A 20,104-nucleotide genomic window follows, 5' to 3' on the forward strand; every position below is an offset into this window, starting at 1 on the left:
CCAGCGGCGCCGGCCCCGCGCCAAGTTGCCGGGAAGCCCGCCGAACCCCCGCACAGAGCGCGGGAGAGCCCGGCAATCCTCTATAATGTCCGGCTTTGAGCCTTGGCCCTGGCGGCCCGAACCTGACCGTGAACCCCCGACTCGACCTGCTCCAGCCCTATCCGTTCGAGAAACTGCGGGCGCTGGTGGCCAACGTGAAGCCGAACGCCGCATTGCCCGCGATCAGCTTCGGCATCGGCGAACCCAAGCATCCCACGCCCGAATTCATCAAGCAGGCGCTCACGGACTCGCTGGCGGGGCTGGCGAATTATCCCACAACGGCCGGTTCCGATGCACTACGACAGTGCATAGCGGCGTGGCTCCAGCGCCGCTACAACCTGCCGGCGGTCAATCCCGCCACCGAGGTGCTGCCGGTGACCGGCTCGCGCGAAGCGCTGTTCGCCTTCGCCCAGACTGTGGTCGACGCCAGCCGCCCCGGCGCGCTGGTGCTGTGCCCGAACCCGTTCTACCAGATCTACGAAGGCGCGGCGCTGCTGGCCGGCGCCACGCCGGTGTTCGCCAACAGCGACCCGGCGCGCAATTTCGCCCCGGCGTTCGACCGCATCTCGGCCGAGACCTGGGCCCGCGTGCAGCTGGTCTACGTGTGCTCGCCGGGCAACCCGACCGGCGCCGTGCTGTCGCTGGACGACTGGCGCGAGCTGTTCGCGCTGTCTGACCGCCATGGCTTCGTGATCGCCTCCGACGAGTGCTATTCCGAAATCTATTTCAAGGAAGGCGAGCCGCCGCTGGGCGCGCTCGAAGCCGCGCGCAAGCTGGGCCGCGCCGAAGGCGCCCACCCGTTCGAGCGCCTGGTGATGTTCTCCAGCCTGTCCAAGCGCTCCAACGTGCCGGGCCTGCGCTCGGGCTTCGTCGCCGGCGACGCCGCCCTGCTCAAGAAATTCCTGCTATACCGTACCTATCACGGCGGCGCCATGAACCCCGCCGTGCAGGCCGCCAGCGTGGCGGCCTGGAACGACGAGGCCCACGTGCGCGACAACCGTGCCGCCTACGTGCGCAAGTTCGCCGAGGTCACCCCGATGCTGGCCGAGGTGCTCGACGTGGCGCTGCCCGACGCGGGCTTCTACCTGTGGGCCGACGTCTCGCGCACCGGCCTGACGGATACCGCGTTCGCCACCCGCCTGCTGGCCGAGCAGAACGTCACGGTGCTGCCCGGCAGCTACCTGGCGCGCGAGGCCGACGGCATCAACCCCGGCGCCAACCGCGTGCGCATGGCGCTGGTCGCCACGCCCGAGGAATGCCTGGAAGGCGCGCGCCGCATCGTCGCCTTCTGCAAGTCGCTCGGCTGAACGCCGAACGCGGCTGCCCCGAATTTTGTTGTAGACAACGATCAACCACTGAAAACACGCATATGACGCAAGCACTGCAAGCCCTGATCGACCAGGCATGGGAAGACCGCGCCAGCCTCTCGCCCAAGTCGGCCCCCAACGACATCCGCGAAGCCGTGGCCACCGTGATCGGCCAGCTCGACACCGGCGCCCTGCGCGTGGCCGAGAAGCAAGGCCGCGACTGGATCGTCAACCAGTGGATCAAGAAGGCCGTGCTGCTGTCGTTCCGCCTGGAAGACAACGCGCCGATGAGCGCCGGCGGCTTCGCCCAGTTCTATGACAAGGTACCGACCAAGTTCGCCGGCTGGACCGCCGACGACTTCGCCAAGGGTGGCTTCCGCGTGGTGCCGCCCGCCGTGGCCCGCCGCGGCTCGTTCATCGCGAAGAACGCGGTGCTGATGCCCTCCTACGTCAACATCGGCGCCTACGTCGACGAAGGCACCATGGTCGACACCTGGGCCACCGTCGGTTCGTGCGCGCAGATCGGCAAGAACGTCCACCTGTCCGGCGGCGTCGGCATCGGCGGCGTGCTCGAGCCGCTGCAGGCCAACCCGGTCATCATCGAAGACAACTGCTTCATCGGCGCCCGCTCGGAAGTCGTGGAAGGCGTGATCGTCGAAGAGAACTCGGTGATCTCGATGGGCGTGTATCTGGGCCAGTCCACCAAGATCTATGACCGCGAAACCGGCGAGATCCACTACGGCCGCGTGCCGGCGGGCTCGGTGGTGGTGGCGGGCAACCTGCCCTCCAAGGACGGCAAGTACAGCCTGTACTGCGCCGTGATCGTCAAGAAGGTGGACGCGCAGACCCGCGCCAAGACCAGCCTGAACGACCTGCTGCGCGGCGACTGATCGCGCCTAGCGCGGAGCTTGCGCGGGCGCCTGCCCGCGCAGGCTCCGCCGTCAGACCGATGCACCCCTTGCGCAAGCGACTCATGGCCCTGGATCCCGCGACCGTCAGCACCGTGCTGTCCCTTCTGCCAACCATTCTCGAGCAGGCCAACAAGACCATCGAGAAGATCAAGAAAGGCCGGCRCAAGGATGGTTCGCCCGAGCATGCCGGGCCCGAATCCCTCGAGGCGCGCGATGGCTCCGTCGCCGCCCGCATCGCCGAGCTCGAAGCCGCCGCCGTGCAGCAGGCCGAAGCCGTCAAGATGCTGGCCGAGCAGCACGCCATCACCATCGAGGCCCTGCGCAAGGAAGCCGCGCGCCTGGACCGCCGCCTGCGCCTGATGACCAGCGTGGCCATGGCCGGCGTGGCGCTGGGCCTGGGCGGGCTCGTCATCGCACTGAACCTGTTGTTCCGTTAATGCTGTTCCGCTAAGCCATCCAAGGCGCACCGCACATCATGACCGTCCTGCTCTACGGCATCCCCAACTGCGACACCGTCAAGAAAGCCCGCACCTGGCTGGACGCCAACGGCGTGGCCTACGACTTCCACGACTTCAAGAAGCAAGGCGTGGACGAAACGCTGCTGCGCGGCTGGCTCAGGCACGTGCCGCTGGCCACGCTGCTCAACCGCAAGGGCACCACCTACCGCGCGCTGTCGGATGCCGACAAGGCGCGCGCCGAGAACGAAGCCGGCGCCATCGCACTGATGCAGCAAAGCCCTTCGCTGATCAAGCGGCCGGTGCTCGATCACGGCGGGAAGATTTCCGTCGGGTTCTCGGCAGACAACTACGCCGGCCTGTTTTAAGCGGCTATCGCAGGGCTGGCGGCCGATTGTTCGCCGTCARCTCCGGGGTACGCCGGCCAGCATCGACAAAGGCGTAGACTCCACGCCCGACACCCCTATTCCGAACCTCGGCCCCGACGCCGCAGACTCGCCATCATGAACCCCACCCTCGCCCTTACCGAAGACCTGATCCGCCGCCGCTCCGTCACGCCCGCCGACGAAGGCTGCCAGGCCGTGCTCGAAACCCGCCTCAAGGCCATCGGCTTCGAATGCGAGTGGATCGTCAGCGGCCCGGACGACTTCCGCGTCACCAACCTGTGGGCCGTCAAGCGCGGCACGCAGGGCAAGGCCGGCAAGCTGCTGGCCTTCGCCGGCCACACCGACGTGGTGCCCACCGGCCCGCTCGAGCAATGGGGCTCCGACCCGTTCCAGCCCAGCCACCGCGACGGCAAGCTCTACGGCCGCGGCGCCGCGGACATGAAGACCTCCATCGCCGGCTTCGTCGTGGCGACCGAAGAGTTCGTGCAGCAGCACCCCGCCCACGCCGGCTCCATCGCCTTCCTCATCACCAGCGATGAAGAAGGCCCCGCGCACGACGGCACCATCAAGGTGGTGGAAGCGCTCAAGGCGCGCGGCGAGCGCCTGGACTACTGCGTGATCGGCGAGCCCACCTCGGTCGACACCCTTGGCGACATGGTCAAGAACGGCCGCCGCGGCTCGCTCTCGGGCAAGCTCACCATCAAGGGCGTGCAGGGCCATATCGCCTACCCGCACCTGGCGAAGAACCCGATCCACCTGGCCGCGCCCGCGCTGGCCGAGCTGGTGAACGAGCGCTGGGACGAAGGCAACGAATACTTCCCCGCCACCACCTGGCAGATGTCCAACATCCACGGCGGCACCGGTGCCACCAACGTGATCCCGGGCCATATCACCGTCGACTTCAACTTCCGCTTCTCCACCGCCAGCACCCCCGAAGGCCTCAAGGCGCGCGTGCACGCCATCCTCGAGCGCCACCAGCTCGACTACGAGCTGGCCTGGACCCTGGGCGGCGAACCCTTCCTGACCGCGCGCGGCGAACTCTCGGAAGCGCTCAGCGGCGCGATCGAGGCGGAGACCGGCGTCAAGACCGAGCTCTCCACCACCGGCGGCACCTCCGACGGCCGCTTCATCGCCAGGATCTGCCCGCAGGTCATCGAGTTCGGCCCGCCCAACGCCAGCATCCACAAGATCGACGAGCACGTCGAAGTGCGCTTCATCGAGCCGCTCAAGAACGTCTACCGCGGCGTGCTCGATCGCCTGATCGCCTGATCGCCTGACCTGACTGACCTGAATACCTGGACCACCGCACCATGGCTACGCCCTCCCCCCTGCAAACCGTACGCGACCTGCTGCGCCTGGYCGTCTCGCGCTTCACCAAGGCCAGGTTGTCGTTCGGCCACGGCAGCGCCAACGCCTACGACGAAGCCGCCTACCTGGTCCTGCACACGCTCAACCTGCCGCTCGACACGCTCGATCCCTTTCTCGACGCGCGCCTGCTGCCCGAGGAAGTCGAGGCCGTGCTGCAAGTCATCGAGCGCCGCGTCACCGAACGCGTGCCCGCCGCCTACATCACCAACGAAGCCTTCATGCACGGCCTGCGCTTCTACGTGGACTCCCGCGTGATCGTGCCGCGCAGCTTCATCGGTGAGCTGCTCCAGGAAGGACTCGAGCCGTGGGTGGGCGATATCGCCGATATCGGCCCGGTGCTGGAGAGCCTGTACGAGGGCGACCTCTACGCCCCGCTGCCCGCAGGCGCCAGGTACGACGTCATCCTCACCAACCCGCCCTACGTCAACGAGACTTCCATGCAGGCGCTGCCGGCCGAGTACCACGCCGAGCCGCGCATCGCGCTGGCGGGTGGGGACGACGGCATGGACGTGGTGCGCCGGATCATCGCCGGCGCCAAGGCGCGGCTGAACCCGGGTGGCGTGCTGGTGGTGGAAATCGGCAATGAGCATGCCAATGTGGAAGCGGCTTTCCCCAACCTCGAACTGATCTGGCTGCCGGTCAGCGCGGGCGAGGAGCAGGTCTTCCTGGTGACCTACGAAGGACTGCCGGGTTAAGCCGGCGCGCAGCGGCGGGAAGCCTTCCTGCCGCCGCGCCTGCCGTCATCGAGGCCGGGCGCAGACTTCGCGCCCGGCCTTCTTTCATGCCTCAGAGCGGCGCAGCGCACGTGAAGTTGCGCTCGTCGTCGATGCTGCCGCTGCCCTTGTAGCGTGCCACCTGCGGATAGGCGCACAGCGGCCGCGTCCTTCCTGCATTGCCCTTCACCGCCGCGCTGCTCGCCAGCCCCCCCACCTTGTCGGTGGCATCGGCCTTGAGCGCGACGATGCGCGCGGGCGCCTGGCCCTTCTCCACCCAGTCCTCCAGCGCGCCGATGGCGTCGAACGCATTGGGGCCGATGCCGCTGCGGCAATGTCMCATGCCCGGCGCCAGGAACAGGCGCGCGAAGGCCGGCGTGTCGCTGACGGTTTTCCCGACCGCCTCGTAGTACTGGATGGTGTCGTAGGCATTGCCGATCGGGTCCGCCAGGCCGTGGTACAGGATCAGCTTGCCGCCGCGCTTGCGGAATGCGCCAAGATCGGGATCAGTGGCATCCACCGTGGCGCCGATGCGCGCCTTCACGATGGCGACGTCACGGTCCCAGTCGAACGAGCGCCAGTCCCAATTGGCATCCTTGAATACCCAATCCTTGAAGAACTCGGTGCGGAACGCCTGCGGTCCTTCGATCGCATAGCCCCAGCCGCCGAGGTAGCCGAACTCGCTGCCCACCGGCCAGCCCGGGTAGATCTGCGCCCTGGTGCGCGGGTTCTGCGCACCGGCGTACAGGCGCCTGAGCGTATCTACCTGCGCCCCGGTCAGGCATTGCGCGCCGTCGGCGTCGTCCTTGCACTGCAGGACCTTGGGATCGAAGCGGCACTGGCGCGGATCGCCGATCAGCCCGTCGGCGAGGCCATCCTGCGCGTCGCAGGCGCTGATCGCCGCCTGGTTGATCAGCGGCAGCTTCGACGGCGGGATATAGCCGGCCTTGGTCTTGAGGTTCTGGGTCGCTCCCCACAGGAAGCCCTGGTTCAACGCGGTCCGGTTGTTGCCGGGCGCGCCCGCGATGATGCCGTCGAAGTCGTCGGGGTAGCGCTGCGCGGCCATCAGGCCCTGCCCGCCGCCGGTCGAGCAGCCGAAGTAGTAGGCGTGGGAAGCGTCGCGACGCTCGAATGTCCTGACGATGGCGCGCGACGCCGCCGCCGCGGCATGGACCGAGCGATAGGCCCAGTCCGCGATCTTCTCCGGGTGGCCCACGCCCCAGTTCAGGTTCTCGTTGCGGTACCCGGCGGCGTCCACATGGCCGCTGTCGCTCGAGATCACCGCGTAGCCCCGCCGGATGGCCGGCTCGAGTTCGTCGTAGCGGATCGAGCCGACGTAGCCGCCGTTGCCGACCACCAGCGTCTTGCCGTTCCACGCCTCGGCGGGCGGCATCCAGAGCTCGAACCCGATGTCGGAGTCCGGCGTGGGCCTGAGCTGGCCGGCCACCCGGCAGAACGCCGGGAGATTGTCGATCTTGTGGCCGTTCGGCAGGGCCAGCGCTCCGGCGGCCTGCATCGCGGCGGACGTCATCTTCACGTCCGGCAGGCCGATATCCGCCAGCGATTCGCAGGCGTTCGCGGCGCGCGCGCCATGGGAAAAGAAAAGCGTGGCCGCCAGCAGCGCTGCGGCCGGGCTCCACTGTTTAAGCAATCTGGGGTTCACCATCATCGGGGGGCTGTCTCGCTCTAGCTCGTTGTCGTTCTGGCTGTCGGTCTGCGCAAGCTGGGAGCGCCGTTCTCGTGCGGCCGGCCCGGGCCGGTCCGGGGACTTGGGGGACGCGGGCGGCGTGGACGGCTTGTGCTCCAGCCATCCCATTCTTGACGAATCGAAGATAAAAGAAAAATGAATTTCTTTTTACCAACAATAAAGTAACGCTTTACCATTGGCGCCTCACCCAGTCCCCGTGCGTGCTTCCAGCGCCATCCCCAGCCACCGGTCATTCCCATGAACACAATCCGCATGCTGAAGACCTTCGTCGCGGTTGCCGACTTCGGCTCGTTTGCCGCGGCTGCCGAGCGCGTCGCCCTCACGCCGGCGGCGGTAGGCTCGCAAATGAAGGCGCTGGAAGACGAATGCAAACGGCCGCTGTTCGACCGCTCCAGGCGCGGCGTCACCTTCACGCCCGCGGGCGTGGCGCTGATCGCGCGGGCACGCCGGCTGGTGAAGGACTACGAAAGCATGCTCGCCGACCAGGTTGGCGAAAGCGAGATTGCCGGCACCGTGACCATCGGCGCGATCGTCTCCGCAATGGGCGCGCTGGCCACCAGCGTGGTCGAGCTGAAGTCGCAGTATCCCGCGCTGGATATCCGCATCATGAATGGCCGTCAGCTCGAACTGCAGGCCAAGGTGCTGGAAGGCGAACTGGACGCCGCCATCCTGATCGAAATGCCCAGGCCCGAGACACGGGAAGCCACCTGGACGCATCTGTACGACGAGCCGCTGATGCTGATTGCCAGCGCCAGGGCCGCACCGCCCGGAGCGGACGCCGTCGCCCTGCTGCGCACGCAGCCTTTCATCCGCTTCGACCGCGCCGCGACCACCGGCATCAAGATCGACCAGCTCCTGCGCCGGTGCGACGTGCAGCCGAACGAAATCGTCGAGATGAATTCGCTGCCCGCCATCGTGGAACTGGTGCGGCAGAACGCGGGCGTCTCGATCGTGCCGGTGCTGCACAACTTCGCGTGGCGCAGCGACGCGGCGCTACGCCTGTTGCCGATTCCGGGAAAGCAGCTCGAGCGCCGCGTCGGCATGCTGGAGAGCACCGGCCGGCTCTATATCACTTCGATCATCCGCGAGCATTTCGTCCGCAAGCATTGCGGCTGACGCGTGGCCAGCCCCGCGCGGGCATTCGATCCGTGCCGAAGCCCATGGGCAAGGGCGCCGGATACGGAGCGCGAGCCGGCTCCCGCCCCGGTTCGTCACTCGCTGGTCACGTTGGCCCTCTTGACCAATGCCGCATAACGCGCCGCTTCGCTCTGGAAGAACTTGGCGGCCGCTTCCGGGGTGCCCGGATTGATCGTATTGCCCTGCTTCTTCATCGCATCCAGAACCTCCGGGCTGGTGAATGCCTTTGCAAACAGCGCCTGGATGCGCCTGGCCTCGGCGGGCGGCAGGCCTGCCGGGCCCACGACGGCAAACCATCCCTCGACGGCATAGTCCGGCAGGCCTTGTTCAGCGATGGTGGGGATCTCGGGCGCCGCGGGCGAACGCGTTGCGCCGCAGAGACCGATCGCGCGCAGCATGCCGCTCTTCAGGTGCGGTGCGACGGCATTGAGCGCCACCACGCCCATCTCCACCTGGCCGGCGATCAGGTCGGTGATCATCGGCCCGGTACCCTTGTAGGGAACGTGGCGGGCCTTGACGTGCGCCTCCTCGAGGAACATTTCGGCGGCGAGCTGGATGATGGTGCCATTGCCTGACGATGCATAGTTGAATGCATCCGGCCTGGCCTTCAACAGCGCAACGAGTTCCTGGACGTTCTTCGCCGGAACCTTGGGATTGACCACCAGCACCAGCGGCGTCGAGCCGATCACGCTGATCGGCGTGAAGTCCTTGATCGCATCGAACGGCATCTTCTTGTAGACGCTGGGGTTGATGACGTGGTTGTTGGAAACGAGTCCCAGCGTGCTGCCGTCGGGCGGGGCCTTGGCCACCGCGGCTGCGCCGGCTATGCCGCCCGCGCCGGGAATGTTCTCGATCACCACGGGCTGTCCGAGGTTCCTGCCCAGCGAGGGGCCGGCAGCGCGGGCGATGGCGTCCACGCCCGAGCCGGCGCTGATCGGCAGGATCAGGCGCACCGGCCGGCCGGTGCCTTCGGCCGCCGCCGGAGCGGCCGGGACGGCGAGCGCGAACGCCAGCGCCGGGATAGCGATGCCGAGTACTGCCCTGCGTGAAAGAAAGGGGGCCATGCTTGTCTCCAGATATTTTTCTGTTCTGATCCGTGCGGCTGCGGGAGCCGTCCGGCAAGGCGGAAGGATTTCAGCCAGGCGTGTGCGCACGCAGGGCGGAAAGGATTTCCTCGTTGTGCTCGCCGATGCCCGGCAAGGGCATGCGCACGCCCGGGCGCCGGCCATCCATCATGAGTGGCAACAGCACGACGTCGGTGGTGCCGCCATCCTCGGTCTGCATCGGCGCCAGTCCCCCGCTCGCCTTGAGGTGCGGATCGTCGAGAAGCTGTTCCGGACGCACGATGGGCGCATAGGGAATGCCGGCGGCTTCAAGCCTGGGCGTGAGTTCGTCCACGCGATGATGCTTGAGAATCTCGCCAAGCCGTGCCAGCAAGGCCGGCCGCACGGCCACGCGCATGGCGTTGGTGGCGAATGCAGGGTCGGCGGCGAGATCGGGCCGTTGCAGCACCTCGCACAGGTTGTTGAACTGCTTGTCGCTCACGGCGCCGATGAACAGCTGCTCGTCTGCGGCCAGCGTGAAGACATCGTAGACGCTCCATGCGGACACGCGGGACGGCATCGGCGGCGGCGGCTCGCCGGTCATCGAAAACTGCTGCATATGCTGGGACGACAGGAACACGCAATTCTCGAACAAGGCGCTCTGCACTTCCTGCCCCTTGCCGGTGCGCTCGCGCTCGCGCAGGGCGGCCAGCACGCCGATGGCSCCGAACATGCCACCCATGATGTCGTTGACCGAGGTGCCGGCGCGCAACGGGCGGCCCTTTGGCCCGGTCATGTAGGAAAGACCGCCCATCATCTGCACGACCTCGTCCAGGGCCAGCCGGTTCTCATAGGGACCGGGAAGAAAGCCCTTGTGGGAGACGTAGATCAGCCCGGGATACTTCGCCGAAAGCGTCGCATGGTCCAGCCCGCATTTGGCCATCAGGCCCGGGCGGAAATTCTCCAGCAGCACATCGCACTGGCCGGCCAGTTCTGCCGCCGTGGCCTGCCCCTGCGGGGTGGTGATATCGATGACGACGCTTTTCTTGTTGCGGTTGAACGAGCGGAAGAAACCGATACCCAGCCCGGGAAGGTTGCGCGTCTTGTCGCCGCCCGGCGGCTCGACCTTGATGACTTCGGCGCCGAGATCGGCCAGGATCATGCCGCAGGTCGGGCCCATCACCATATGGGTGAACTCGAGGACGCGGATGCCGGCAAGCGGCAAGGGGGAATGTTCAGTAGGCATGGGTCGCTCTCAGGCGGTCACGGCATCGGCAAGCGACGCGGAAAAGGTCTTGGGCAGGCCGGCGCGCCACAGGGTGCCGTGCAGGGTTTCACCGTCCAGCCAGCCGGCCACGCGCGCGCGCAGCGCAAGCAGCTTGCCGATATCGGCGCCGGTCGCGAATCCCATGCTCGCGAGCATGAAAGCCAGGTCTTCGGTGGCGACATTGCCGCTGGCGCCGGGGGCGTGCGGACAGCCGCCGATCCCGGCAAGGCAGGCATCAAAGCGCGTGACCCCGGCTTGCAGGGCGGCACAGACGTTGGCCAGGCCGAGGCCGCGCGTATCGTGGAAATGGCCGCACCAGAAGCGCTCGCCGGCAATGGCCCGGGCGCGCTCGAACAGGCTTCGCACCATGGCGGGATCGGCATAGCCGACCGTGTCCGCCAGGCTGACGCGGTCGGCGCCCGCATCCAGCAAGGCCTGCATCAGGCGCAGTACTTCTTCCGGGTCCACGCGGCCCTGTATCGTGCAGCCGAAGGCCGTGCCGACGCCACCTTCGATCAGCGTCCGGGAGCCGGCCGCGTCGCGCGCGGCGCGGATCCGGCCCACCTCGGCCACCACTTCGTCGGGCGTCTTGCGCAGGTTGGCCAGGCTATGCGCATGGCTGGCGGAAAGCGGCACCAGCATCAGGTCCGCGCCGCTGGCGATGGCGTTCTCGGCGCCGCGCAGGTTCGGCACCAGTACCGAGACGAACAATCCCGGCATGGACCTGGCGAAGTCCACCAGTTCCGCGGTATCGGCCAGTTGCGGCAGCAGCCTGGCCGGCACGAACGAGCCGACCTCGATCTCGCGCTGGCCAGCGGCGTAGGCAGCCTGGATCCATTCGCGCTTGGCGGAGGTAGGCAGGATGGTAGCGATGCTTTGAAGGCCGTCGCGCAGCCCCACCTCGCGGATCACCGCCTGGCGGGATGTGCTGTTGGTCGGTGTCGTCATGCGGTCTGTCTCCACAGGTGGCTCCGGGGTTCCGGCTCGATAGGCGAACTGTATGCCGTTCCCGACGAGGCCAGAAGCGGTATTGGAGCAGCACTAACGTTCCGGATCGGAATGTCTCCGCCTGAAAACGTCGGGATCAGCCATTCCACAACGCCGCAGGGATTCCCGAGCTGAGCAATGATGATGAGAATTTCGCGTAAGATTTCCACATCGGAAACTCTGGCAAGGCCTGCGGATGCGTGACCTGGACCTCACCTCGCTGCGCCTGTTCGCCGCCGTTTGCGAGACGCGCAATATGGCGCGCGCCGGCGAGCAGCAGCACATCGTGGCGTCGGCCATCAGCAAGCGGCTGGCGCAACTCGAAGACACCGTGGGCGTCACACTGTTCGAGCGGCGCCGGCGCGGCGTGATCCCGACCGCGGCCGGGGAGATCCTGCTCGAGCACGCGCGCGCCATGCTGGCGGCGGCCGATCGCGTGGAGCGCGACATGGCCGACCACGGCAAGGGCATCAAGGGCCAGGTCCGGCTGCTGGCCACCGTGTCGTGCATGGCCGAATCCCTGCCCGACGATATCGCGGGCTTCCTGCAGGTACCGGCGCACCGGGATATCCGCGTCACCATGGAAGAAAGCCTCAGCCGCGACATCGTCAGGTCCCTGCGCGAAGGCTCGGCATCGCTGGGGATCTGCTGGGATGCCGCGGACCTAGAAGGATTCCAGACCCGGCCCTACCGCACCGATGCCCTGGCGGCGATCGTCCATCCCTCGCATCCGCTGGCCAGCCGCGCGGATTGCACTTTCGCGCAGACGCTTGACTACGACCACATCGGCATGCCGGGGCAGACTGCGGTGCACACCATGCTGGCGCGCGCCGCGGCCATCATCGGCAAGCCGATGGCGTACCGGGTGGTGGTGTCCTCCTTCGATGCCACGCTTCGCTGCGTCCGCGCGAACCTTGGCCTTACCATCGTGCCGCGCGAGGTGGTCGAACCCGTTTCGGCCAGCTTTGGCGTGCAGGTGATCCCGCTCACCGATGCGTGGGCGCAGCGGCGTTTTGCGATCTGCTTTCGCGACGAGGCGAGCCTGTCGCCGGCGGCACGATTGCTGGTGGACTTCCTGATAGCAAGAGCCGCATCCTGACAGGGGCCCGCCAGCCTGGCAAAACCCCGCAATCACGCCGGGGCCGGTCTTTTAAGTCTCGCTTAAGTCTCGGCCCCTAGACTGACAACACTCAAGACAACCCGGACAGGTGGTGCCATGACCCCCCAAGAGATGCAGGCGCTGGAAGGCTTCCTGGCGCAGTTGACCCAGGCCCGAGCAGGCGCAAAGGACCCCCAGGCAGAGGCGCTCATCGCCGATGCCGTCGCCAGGCAACCGGATGCCGCGTACCTGCTGGTACAGCGCGCCATCCTGCTTGACCATGCGCTGATCGCGGCAAAGGCCCAGATCTCTACGCTGCAGGCGCAGTTGCAGATGGCGCAGGCCAGCGGCTCCAGCCGCTTCCTCGCCCAGGAGAACGCCTGGGGAAGCAGCGCCAATGCCGTCAACAATTTCGGCAATGTCGGCAATGTCGGCAATGTCGATCCGGCCGCGGCGCGCCCGGTGATGCCGGCCCCGTCGGGCATGCCTGTCTCCGTATCGCCACCGGCCCAGCCGGTACAGGTGCAGGCACAGCCTCCCCGGCCCGGCTTTCTGGGCGGCGGCCTGGGAAGCACGCTGGGCGGCATCGCAACCACGGCCGCCGGCGTAGCCGGAGGCGCGTTCCTGTTCCAGGGCATCGAGAACCTGTTCCATCGCAATAGCGGGAACGGGAGCGGGAGCGGCTTTCTCGGGCAGCCCGCCGCGGGCGCGCTGCCGGCCGAGTCGACCGTGGTCAACAACTACTACGGGAATGACGACCGCTCGTCGGGCGATGCCCTTGATGCGGGGCTGAGTCGCGGCCTGCCGGATGACGGCGCGGGCAGTGACGACTTCCTGGACGACGACATATTCAATGCCTGACGCGCCCGTCCCGGCGTGAGCGGGGCCGGCGGCTCATGGCCATGCCTCGCATGGCCATGGGCCGCGGCGCCGGGCCCTACTCTTCCTCGTAGCCCTTTCTCAGTTTCTCGTCGACCAGCTTGTCCATTTCACGCCGGGCCCTCTCGTGCGTGTCGAACACCTTCAGGACAGACTGGCCATTCGTGCCGATACGGCCATAGCTCACCGTCATTTCCATTGCGCTCACCGAGATGCGCCAGAACTTCCTCGAGCTGCCTTGCTCGAAGCGAAACCGACGGACCAGGGACGTAGCGGATGCGCCGGGTCCGGCAGCCTCGCCAGGCAGCGCCGGCGAGACCCGGGCGGGATCCGGCGCGCCTGCGCCACCGGGGGACGGCGGGCCGTCGTCCGCTTCGGCATCCGGCGGCGCCTCTTCTTCCTCCCCGACAGTGYCGGCGAGACTGGCCTCGATGCGCGACAGCACGGCTTCCGGATCGCGTATCCAGTCCTTGCCCGGTATGTCGATCACGCGCCAGCCGAAATTGCGCAGGATGGTCGGCCGGAACACGTAGCGCTCCCGCGCGTCGGGCACCTCGGCATCGGGCGCGTCCAGCAGGATCGCCAGCGCATAGTGCCCGCCGGTCGCATCGGCAATGGCCAGGTCGCACCGGAAGCGCGATCGCCCCACATGCTCATGCACGTCGTGCCCGCGCGCGCGCAGCGCCGCCGCGATGGCGCGGCGAACCGGATCCTCCGGGGCCGCCCGGGTAAAAGCGCCCTTGGCGCCGGGATTGAGCCCGCCCAGCACCAGCTGCGAGCGCTCCGACTCGCCATGCGCGCTGGCGTGGGCGAACTGCAGGAACGCGCGCAGCGCCGCGGCGCCATCGTTATGCACGTTGGTGATCGCCTCGGCATGGATGGTCGAGACCACGGCCATGCGGTGGCGGGCCCGGCTGAAGATGACATTGAGCCGTTTCTCGCCGCCGCGCTGGTTGATCGGGCCGAAGTTCATCAGCATCTTCCCGTCCGGCCCCGGGGCATAGCAGATGCTCAGGATGATGATGTCGCGCTCGTCGCCCTGTACGTTTTCCAGGTTCTTCACGAACAGGCCGTTGAACTGGTCCTCGTCCTCGCGCACATATTCACGCTCCAGCCGCATCGCGAAATCCGCATCCTCCAGCGCCAGCACTTCCAGCGCTGCCTCGATTTCGCCCTGCTGGGCTTCCGAGAAGGCCACGATGCCGATGCTCAGGCCAGTCCCGCGCCGCAGGAGCTCGCGCACCATGGCGGCGATGTAGCGTGCTTCCGGCACATTGCGCCGCTGCGCGTAGACGCCGTCGTCGATACGATGAAAACTGACCGGGCGCGCCATCACATGGTCCACGCCGGCAATGACCGGGTCCCCGGCATCGAAGCGGGCATCGGCCGGCGCCTGGCCGGCCTGCTCCAGCATGCGGTCGGGAATGGTGACCAGGCGCCCCTCGTAGAAAGCCGCATTGGAGAAGCTGATCAGCGTTTCGTGCCGGCTGCGATAGTGCCAGGCCAAAAGGGTCGCGGGCAGGTTGCGCGCCGCCTGGTTCAGCAGGCTGTCGGCATCCAGGCTGATGGCGATCCGCTCGCCCTCTTCCTGGACGATGATCTCGTCCGCGTCCTCCGCGCCGGCAGCCGAGAAGAAGCTGGTCGGGGGCAGCTGCATCTCGTCGCCCACGACAACCACCTGCGACGCGCGGCTCAGCGCCGGCACGGCTTCCTCGGTGGGGATCTGGCTTGCCTCGTCGAAGATCACCACGTCGAACAGATCCGGCGAGAGCGGCAGCGTATCCGACACCGAGAGCGGGCTCATCAGCCAGATCGGCTTCAGGTCGTTGATCACCAGGCCGGTTTCGTCGTCGGACAGGTCGCGGATGGAGCGGTAGCGCATGCTCTTGCCGAACTCGTGCTCCAGCTCCCGGCGGCCGGTGGCATAGCGTTTCTTGAATTCCTTTCCGGCCGGATCGAGCTGGGTGGCCGACAGCGACGACTGCCGCACGTGCTCGCTGAACTGGCGATGCAAGGTCGCCCGCACCTGGCGTGCGTTCTGCTCGAGCACGCTCTTCTCGCCGTGGGCCACGCCGCGCGCCGCCGCAGCCAGTGCCGCGCCGTCGAAGCGGGCCAGCTCCGGCGCTTGCCGCTCCAGGCGTTTGAGCGCCTCGTCGGCCACCAGCGCCTCCAGCTCGGCCGGTGCGTAAGGCAGGGTCTGCAGCGCCCCGGCGTATGCCGCGCCGGCGGCGTGCGTGGCGCGCAAGAGCGGCAGCAGGTCCGGCAGTTCCTCCAGATCTTCGCGCAGGTCGCGCAACAGCTCGGCCAGGTCGTCCAGGGTGGCCGCATCGGCAACGGCGAGGCCCGCGCGCACGCGCTGGGCCAGCTTTTCCAGGGCTTGCTGCATCGATGCTTCGGCCTGCGCGGCCACGACCGGGTCGACGGCATTGCGCAAGTGCCCGGCCAGGCGACGGCTGATGCCGGACGAGGCGACGCGTTGCCGCAGCTCGTCCAGCGCCTGCAGGAACGATGGCATGGAGGGTACGCCGTAGCGGGCATGGAAGGCAGCGTCCGCCTGCGCGAGCGCCGCGGCGGCGGCCTGCTCCGCCGCCAGTGCTGCGAGCACCTTGGCATAGCCGGGGTGGATCGCATGGCGCGAGAAATCATAGCGGCGCTTGAGCTCCGCGCGCAGCCGCCACCACGCCGGCTGCAGCCAGCGCATCAGGGAGCCCTCGTGCCTGCGGACCAGGTCCAGCGCCGAAGCCGTGTCGTCCGGGCTCAGCTTGTCGCGCCACTGCGTGGTCGCGGTGGCAGCCTGGGCAAGCGCCGCGGTCTTCTGCTCGAGCTGCGCGCGCGCGCCTGCCAGCTCCGTGGCCGCCGGCGAGCCTGCATCCAGCAGGACCAGGTGGCCGGCCAGGTGATGGTCGAGCAGCCATCGGCTTTCCTGCGCAATGGCCAATGCATCCGTCAGCGAGGTGCCGCCGTCCGCCAGGCGGGCGGTATCGTCGAGCACCGCATCCAGCTGGTCGAACAGGGCTTCGCACTCATCCACCAGTTGCCTGGCCCGCCCGAAGGCGCGCTCATCATCGAGCAATCCGCGCGCAAGCCGGGCAAACGGATGCTCGGCCAGGCTGCGTACGCCAAAGCGCTCCACCAGGCTGCGATGCAGGCGCTGGGCCAGGTCCCGGTGCTTGGTCCAGGTGGCCATGGACGGCAGCAGCTCGCGCTGCGCCTGGTCGGGCGCGGCCGGGGCCGGCGGCAATTCGGCCAGGCGGCGCACCAGCGACCGGATCGTGGTGCCCAGCGACGCTGGCAGGTCCGCCATCGCTTGTTCGAAACGTTCGATGCGCGCCTGCTGCCGTTCCAGCGTGGCCAGGGTCTCGTTGCGCTGGTCCCGCAGCCGTTCGCTGTCGTGCGGCTGCGCGATCCAGCGCTCGTAGCAGGCGCGCAGATCGGTGACGAATGCCTTCTTGTCGGTCTGCGAATCGTGGATCAGGCAACACAGCTCGCCCAGCCCGCTCTGTTTCAGGCGATGGAAGACCACATCCAGCGCGGCGCGCTTTTCGCAGACGAACAGGACACGCAGCCCGCGCCCCGCGTAGTCCGCAATCAGGTTCGTGATGGTCTGCGACTTGCCCGTGCCGGGCGGCCCCTGGATGATGAAGCTGCGCTGGCTGCGGGCCAGGCTGACGGCGGCGTTCTGCGTCGCGTCGGAAGGCACCACGTTCCACTGGTCGCGGATGGCGATCGGCGCCACCGCCCCGGTGTCGACTTCCCGCGGCTCGATCGAGAACACCCGGTCGAATGCCGGATTGCTGGCTTGCTCCTCCAGCAACTGCGAATAATCGCGCACCAGCGACATCTTCCGATAGTTGAAGTTCGCCAGCGTCACCTGGGTCAGGTCCAGGTCCCACGCATAGCGGTGCCCCTCGGACTCCTGCAGCGCGTAGCCGACCTGTTCGGTTTCTGCTGCCTCTGCTGCCCCTGCGGCCTCTTCCGCCGGCGGCGCTTCCGCCATGCGGGCATGGCGCGGCCCCGCCACCGGCATGGCGCCGGCCTGGAAACGCTGCGGCAAGGGGCTCGGCCGCACCAGCGACTCGAACAGCGCCTGCCCCAGCGGACGGTAGTCCTGCGGGTCATAGCTGTAGTCGGGCAGGCTGGCCAGCCCCGCGCGCGGCGCGCGGCTTGCGCCGCGCCGGCGCTGGAACTGCTGCATGCGCTGCATGGCTTTCTGGCGCACCAGCCTGATGGCTGGCTTTTCCAGCAGGCGCAGCTCCACCGAGGGCTCCGACTGCCGGATCTGGGCCAGGATGTCCGCGTGCACCTGCGCGATCGTGGTCTTCTGCAGGTCGACGGTGGCGGGCAGCCGGATATCGTAGAGCTGGCGCAGGTAGTGTCGCAGGACCGGGTTGAACTCTGCCTCGGCGTCCTCGCACTGGATCACGTACTGGTCGCGCACGCCCTTCCTGCGGGTGAGCTCGACCGGCATCCACAACAGCGGCGTGGTGATGCGTTCTTCAGGCGCCTCCTTGAGGTTGTGCCAGCGCAGGAACGCCACCACCAGCCGCAGATTGCCGAAGCCGTACTCGGCGCGGTCGCGCCGGGTTTCCTGGATCAGGCGGTCGAGCGCTACCGGCAGGTAGGGCTGGTCCTCGAAGCGCAGCCAGTGATGCAGGTTCACCGCGCTGCCGGAGGCAACGTCGGCGGCGAAGGGGCCGCCCCAGGTGCAGATATGCTCCGCCCGGATGCTCTCGACCTGGAGCATCATCGGCACGCTCGCCACGGTGAGGTTCACGGTGGCCACGCCGGGCCGGAAATGCAGCAGGCGGTTGCGGCGCGAGAGATCGAAGAGGCGATCGCGCAGATGCGACAGGACCGCGGTGCGGCGCGGCGCCAGGCCCGTCGCCCCGGCCAGCGCGCGCTCGATGTCCAGCGCGGCCGGCTGGTCGCGCCACGCCTGGAGCCTGCGCGCCAGGCCCGACAGGTCGGTGGCGCGCTCGTGGCGGTTAAGCGCCGTCATCTCCACGATGACGCTGGCCACCACCGGATTGAGCCGGTCGTTGAGCTGGAACAGGTTGCGCCGGTGCGCGGCGAACCGCTCCACATCGTGCGCATCGTCGAAGTCCAGGCCGCACGCCAGGCATGCCAGCATCAGCCCCAGGCGGAAGATGTCGGTGATCTCGTCGTGGTGGCCGACCATGATCTCCCAGCTCGCCAGGCCCGGCAGGTAGACCGGACGCGAAATGGGCGCTTCGAGGTCCGGCTGCACATCGAGATCGGCAATCTTCTCGCCGGTGCCGGCGTCCGAGGACTTGCGCAACTCCCCGACGATATTGAGCGCCGAGCCGGGCTGCGGCTGCACGCGATGCACGGCGCCGATGTCCATCCTCGGCCGCTCGCCGCCCGGCTGCCGCAGCTGCAGCGCGCCGGACTCGCCCAGGACGACCGAACCCGCGTCCAGCGTCGCCACCCTGCCTTCGGCATGGAGCCTCGCGACCTCCCCGAACAAGGGAAGCACCAGCACCAGCACATCGTCCGTGGTCAGGGCGGCGCCGTCCTGCGCATCCACCAGGGACCGGAACGAGCTGGGCTCGCCTGTTGCTGCATCTGCCACGTCATTCATGCGTCTGTTGCCTTCGCCAGTTGCTTGTTCAGCCTGTCCAGGTCGCGCTTGCCGAAACGGGCATCGCGCTTGAGGTTGAGCTGCAGTGCCTCGAGGGTGCCCAGCGTGCGCGCGGTCCGCGCGGCATGCAGCAGCGCGGCATCGCGGATATCCGGATCCACCAGGGCGACGTCGAGCATCAGCGCATTCAGGTAGTGGCGCACGCTGTCATCCACCTGCGCGCTCTCGAAGGCGGACAATGCCGCCGGCGCCTCGGTGGCCGACCAGTCGGGGAACAGCGCGCGCACCTGGTTGGCCACCGCCTCGGTACGCAATGCGCCATCGGCCAGGAAGTGAGTGAGAAAGCCCCGCGTGAGCGCCGCCAGCCTGAGCTGGCCCGGCAGGTCGAGCCTGTCCAGCGCCAGCGGCCCCTGCAGCCTGCGCTCCAGCCATGCGTTCAGGTCCCCCGCGCCCTGCCACCACAGGTCGAGCGCCCGCGCCCGGATAAAGGTCTCCGGATGCGTTGCCGCCGCGGTCGCGCCGGCGTCGGCGGCGTCGACCTCGCTGGCCTGCCGCAGATACGCGGCGGCATCGGCGCTGGCAATGCCGGTGTGTACCTTGACCAGCGTGGACACGGCCGGGGCGACCGCGCCCGCCGCCACCGCACCGCCACGATCGGCGAACAGCTCGGTATGCAGGTAGTAGCGCCGCGCGGTCTCGTGGTGGCTCGCCGCGGAGGCCGCGGCCGCCATCGCATCGTTGAGGATGCGCTCGGCGGTGTGGAAGGCGCCCTCGTCGCATGACCAGAGCAGGTAGTGGGACAGTTCATGGCCGAACAGGGCCAGCAATTCTTCCTGCGTCAGGTGTTCGAGCACCGGCCCTTGCAGGATCACATGGACTTCGCCCGGCACGAACAACAGCGAGGCATTCATCTGCTGCCCGCCCGACTGGTAGATGCTGGCCGGCGCGGAGATCCCGAGCCGCTGCATCACCAGGCCGAGCGCTGCGTGCACCTCCGGATGCGCCGCGGCATCGAGACGGTAGGTATCGCGCAACAGGTGCGCACGGACCTCGGCCACATGCTCGTCCCGCACCTTGAAGGAACTCGCCCACGCCCACACATCGGGCTCCTGGCTTTTCAGGTAGTCAACCACGGCCAGGTGATAGGGAAGCGGGACCAGTGCACTGGCGTCCGGCAAAGCTGAATCCATCCCGTCGATTTCC

General features: G+C 68.0%; 15 protein-coding genes. 9 read left to right on the top strand and 6 right to left on the bottom strand.

The window, feature by feature from the left end:
- The first annotated feature begins 128 nt into the window (after positions 1-128).
- The 6 genes from dapC to AC1DO7_RS14390 all read left to right on the top strand — a co-directional run bounded on the left by dapC (position 129) and on the right by AC1DO7_RS14390 (position 5,161).
- Positions 129-1,346 (top strand): succinyldiaminopimelate transaminase, encoded by a 1,218-nt coding sequence (gene dapC, locus AC1DO7_RS14365; protein WP_441613462.1) that lies wholly within the window; start codon positions 129-131, stop codon positions 1,344-1,346.
- Between the two features lie 62 nt (positions 1,347-1,408).
- On the top strand, positions 1,409-2,236 hold the full coding sequence (gene dapD, locus AC1DO7_RS14370; RefSeq protein ID WP_441613461.1) for a 2,3,4,5-tetrahydropyridine-2,6-dicarboxylate N-succinyltransferase: 828 nt from the start codon (positions 1,409-1,411) through the stop codon (positions 2,234-2,236).
- 83 nt (positions 2,237-2,319) lie between these two features.
- A complete protein-coding gene (locus AC1DO7_RS14375) occupies positions 2,320-2,694 on the top strand; it encodes a hypothetical protein (RefSeq protein ID WP_477116263.1) in 375 nt (124 codons plus the stop codon).
- 38 nt (positions 2,695-2,732) lie between these two features.
- Positions 2,733-3,080, top strand: coding sequence for an arsenate reductase (locus AC1DO7_RS14380; RefSeq protein WP_441613459.1), 348 nt, complete (start codon positions 2,733-2,735; stop codon positions 3,078-3,080).
- Between the two features lie 135 nt (positions 3,081-3,215).
- Positions 3,216-4,367 carry a succinyl-diaminopimelate desuccinylase gene (dapE, locus tag AC1DO7_RS14385; RefSeq protein WP_441613458.1) on the top strand — a complete coding sequence of 384 codons (1,152 nt, stop codon included), beginning with the start codon at positions 3,216-3,218 and terminating at the stop codon, positions 4,365-4,367.
- A gap of 41 nt (positions 4,368-4,408) precedes the next feature.
- A complete protein-coding gene (locus AC1DO7_RS14390) occupies positions 4,409-5,161 on the top strand; it encodes a 50S ribosomal protein L3 N(5)-glutamine methyltransferase (protein ID WP_477116264.1) in 753 nt (250 codons plus the stop codon).
- 91 nt (positions 5,162-5,252) lie between these two features.
- Here AC1DO7_RS14390 and AC1DO7_RS14395 read toward each other — a convergent pair whose 3' ends face one another.
- Positions 5,253-6,995, bottom strand: coding sequence for a tannase/feruloyl esterase family alpha/beta hydrolase (locus tag AC1DO7_RS14395; protein WP_477116265.1), 1,743 nt, complete (start codon positions 6,993-6,995; stop codon positions 5,253-5,255).
- A gap of 129 nt (positions 6,996-7,124) precedes the next feature.
- On the opposite strand from AC1DO7_RS14395, the gene AC1DO7_RS14400 reads away from it, so the two are divergent.
- Positions 7,125-8,003 carry a LysR family transcriptional regulator gene (locus AC1DO7_RS14400; RefSeq protein WP_441613455.1) on the top strand — a complete coding sequence of 293 codons (879 nt, stop codon included), beginning with the start codon at positions 7,125-7,127 and terminating at the stop codon, positions 8,001-8,003.
- A 95-nt stretch (positions 8,004-8,098) separates the two neighbouring features.
- Here the strand turns inward: AC1DO7_RS14400 and AC1DO7_RS14405 are convergent, their stop codons facing one another.
- The 3 genes from AC1DO7_RS14405 to AC1DO7_RS14415 form a co-directional block, all read right to left on the bottom strand.
- Positions 8,099-9,088, bottom strand: coding sequence for a tripartite tricarboxylate transporter substrate binding protein (locus AC1DO7_RS14405; RefSeq protein WP_441613454.1), 990 nt, complete (start codon positions 9,086-9,088; stop codon positions 8,099-8,101).
- A gap of 70 nt (positions 9,089-9,158) precedes the next feature.
- Entirely contained in the window at positions 9,159-10,313 is a 1,155-nt protein-coding gene (locus AC1DO7_RS14410; protein ID WP_441613453.1) for a CaiB/BaiF CoA transferase family protein, read from the bottom strand.
- 9 nt (positions 10,314-10,322) lie between these two features.
- The gene (locus tag AC1DO7_RS14415) at positions 10,323-11,282 is read right to left on the bottom strand and encodes a hydroxymethylglutaryl-CoA lyase (RefSeq protein ID WP_441613452.1); all 960 of its coding nucleotides are present in this window, start codon (positions 11,280-11,282) and stop codon (positions 10,323-10,325) included.
- 235 nt (positions 11,283-11,517) lie between these two features.
- Between AC1DO7_RS14415 and AC1DO7_RS14420 the strand changes: the two genes are divergently transcribed.
- A complete protein-coding gene (locus AC1DO7_RS14420; protein WP_441613451.1) occupies positions 11,518-12,420 on the top strand; it encodes a LysR family transcriptional regulator in 903 nt (300 codons plus the stop codon).
- A 117-nt stretch (positions 12,421-12,537) separates the two neighbouring features.
- On the top strand, positions 12,538-13,281 hold the full coding sequence (locus AC1DO7_RS14425) for a DUF2076 domain-containing protein (RefSeq protein WP_441613450.1): 744 nt from the start codon (positions 12,538-12,540) through the stop codon (positions 13,279-13,281).
- A gap of 76 nt (positions 13,282-13,357) precedes the next feature.
- On the opposite strand, the gene AC1DO7_RS14430 is transcribed toward AC1DO7_RS14425, so the two are convergent.
- Positions 13,358-18,901, bottom strand: coding sequence for an AAA domain-containing protein (locus AC1DO7_RS14430; protein ID WP_477116266.1), 5,544 nt, complete (start codon positions 18,899-18,901; stop codon positions 13,358-13,360).
- Complete coding sequence (locus tag AC1DO7_RS14435) at positions 18,898-20,091, bottom strand: M48 family metalloprotease (RefSeq protein WP_441613448.1); 1,194 nt, start codon at positions 20,089-20,091, stop codon at positions 18,898-18,900. Before AC1DO7_RS14435 ends, AC1DO7_RS14430 begins: the two co-directional genes overlap by 4 nt.
- Between the last annotated feature and the right edge of the window lie 13 nt (positions 20,092-20,104).

The sequence above is a fragment of the Cupriavidus sp. 05N40 genome (genome assembly GCF_056397305.1).

Excerpts from the sequence above, each read along its gene's own strand:
- dapD (WP_441613461.1), top strand. The coding sequence starts at position 1,409 with ATGACGCAAGCACTGCAAGCCCTGATCGACCAGGCATGGGAAGACCGC.
- AC1DO7_RS14380 (WP_441613459.1), top strand. The coding sequence starts at position 2,733 with ATGACCGTCCTGCTCTACGGCATCCCCAACTGCGACACCGTCAAGAAA.
- dapE (WP_441613458.1), top strand. The coding sequence starts at position 3,216 with ATGAACCCCACCCTCGCCCTTACCGAAGACCTGATCCGCCGCCGCTCC.
- AC1DO7_RS14400 (WP_441613455.1), top strand. The coding sequence starts at position 7,125 with ATGAACACAATCCGCATGCTGAAGACCTTCGTCGCGGTTGCCGACTTC.
- AC1DO7_RS14405 (WP_441613454.1), bottom strand. The coding sequence starts at position 9,088 with ATGGCCCCCTTTCTTTCACGCAGGGCAGTACTCGGCATCGCTATCCCG.
- AC1DO7_RS14415 (WP_441613452.1), bottom strand. The coding sequence starts at position 11,282 with ATGACGACACCGACCAACAGCACATCCCGCCAGGCGGTGATCCGCGAG.
- AC1DO7_RS14420 (WP_441613451.1), top strand. The coding sequence starts at position 11,518 with ATGCGTGACCTGGACCTCACCTCGCTGCGCCTGTTCGCCGCCGTTTGC.
- AC1DO7_RS14425 (WP_441613450.1), top strand. The coding sequence starts at position 12,538 with ATGACCCCCCAAGAGATGCAGGCGCTGGAAGGCTTCCTGGCGCAGTTG.
- AC1DO7_RS14435 (WP_441613448.1), bottom strand. The coding sequence starts at position 20,091 with ATGGATTCAGCTTTGCCGGACGCCAGTGCACTGGTCCCGCTTCCCTAT.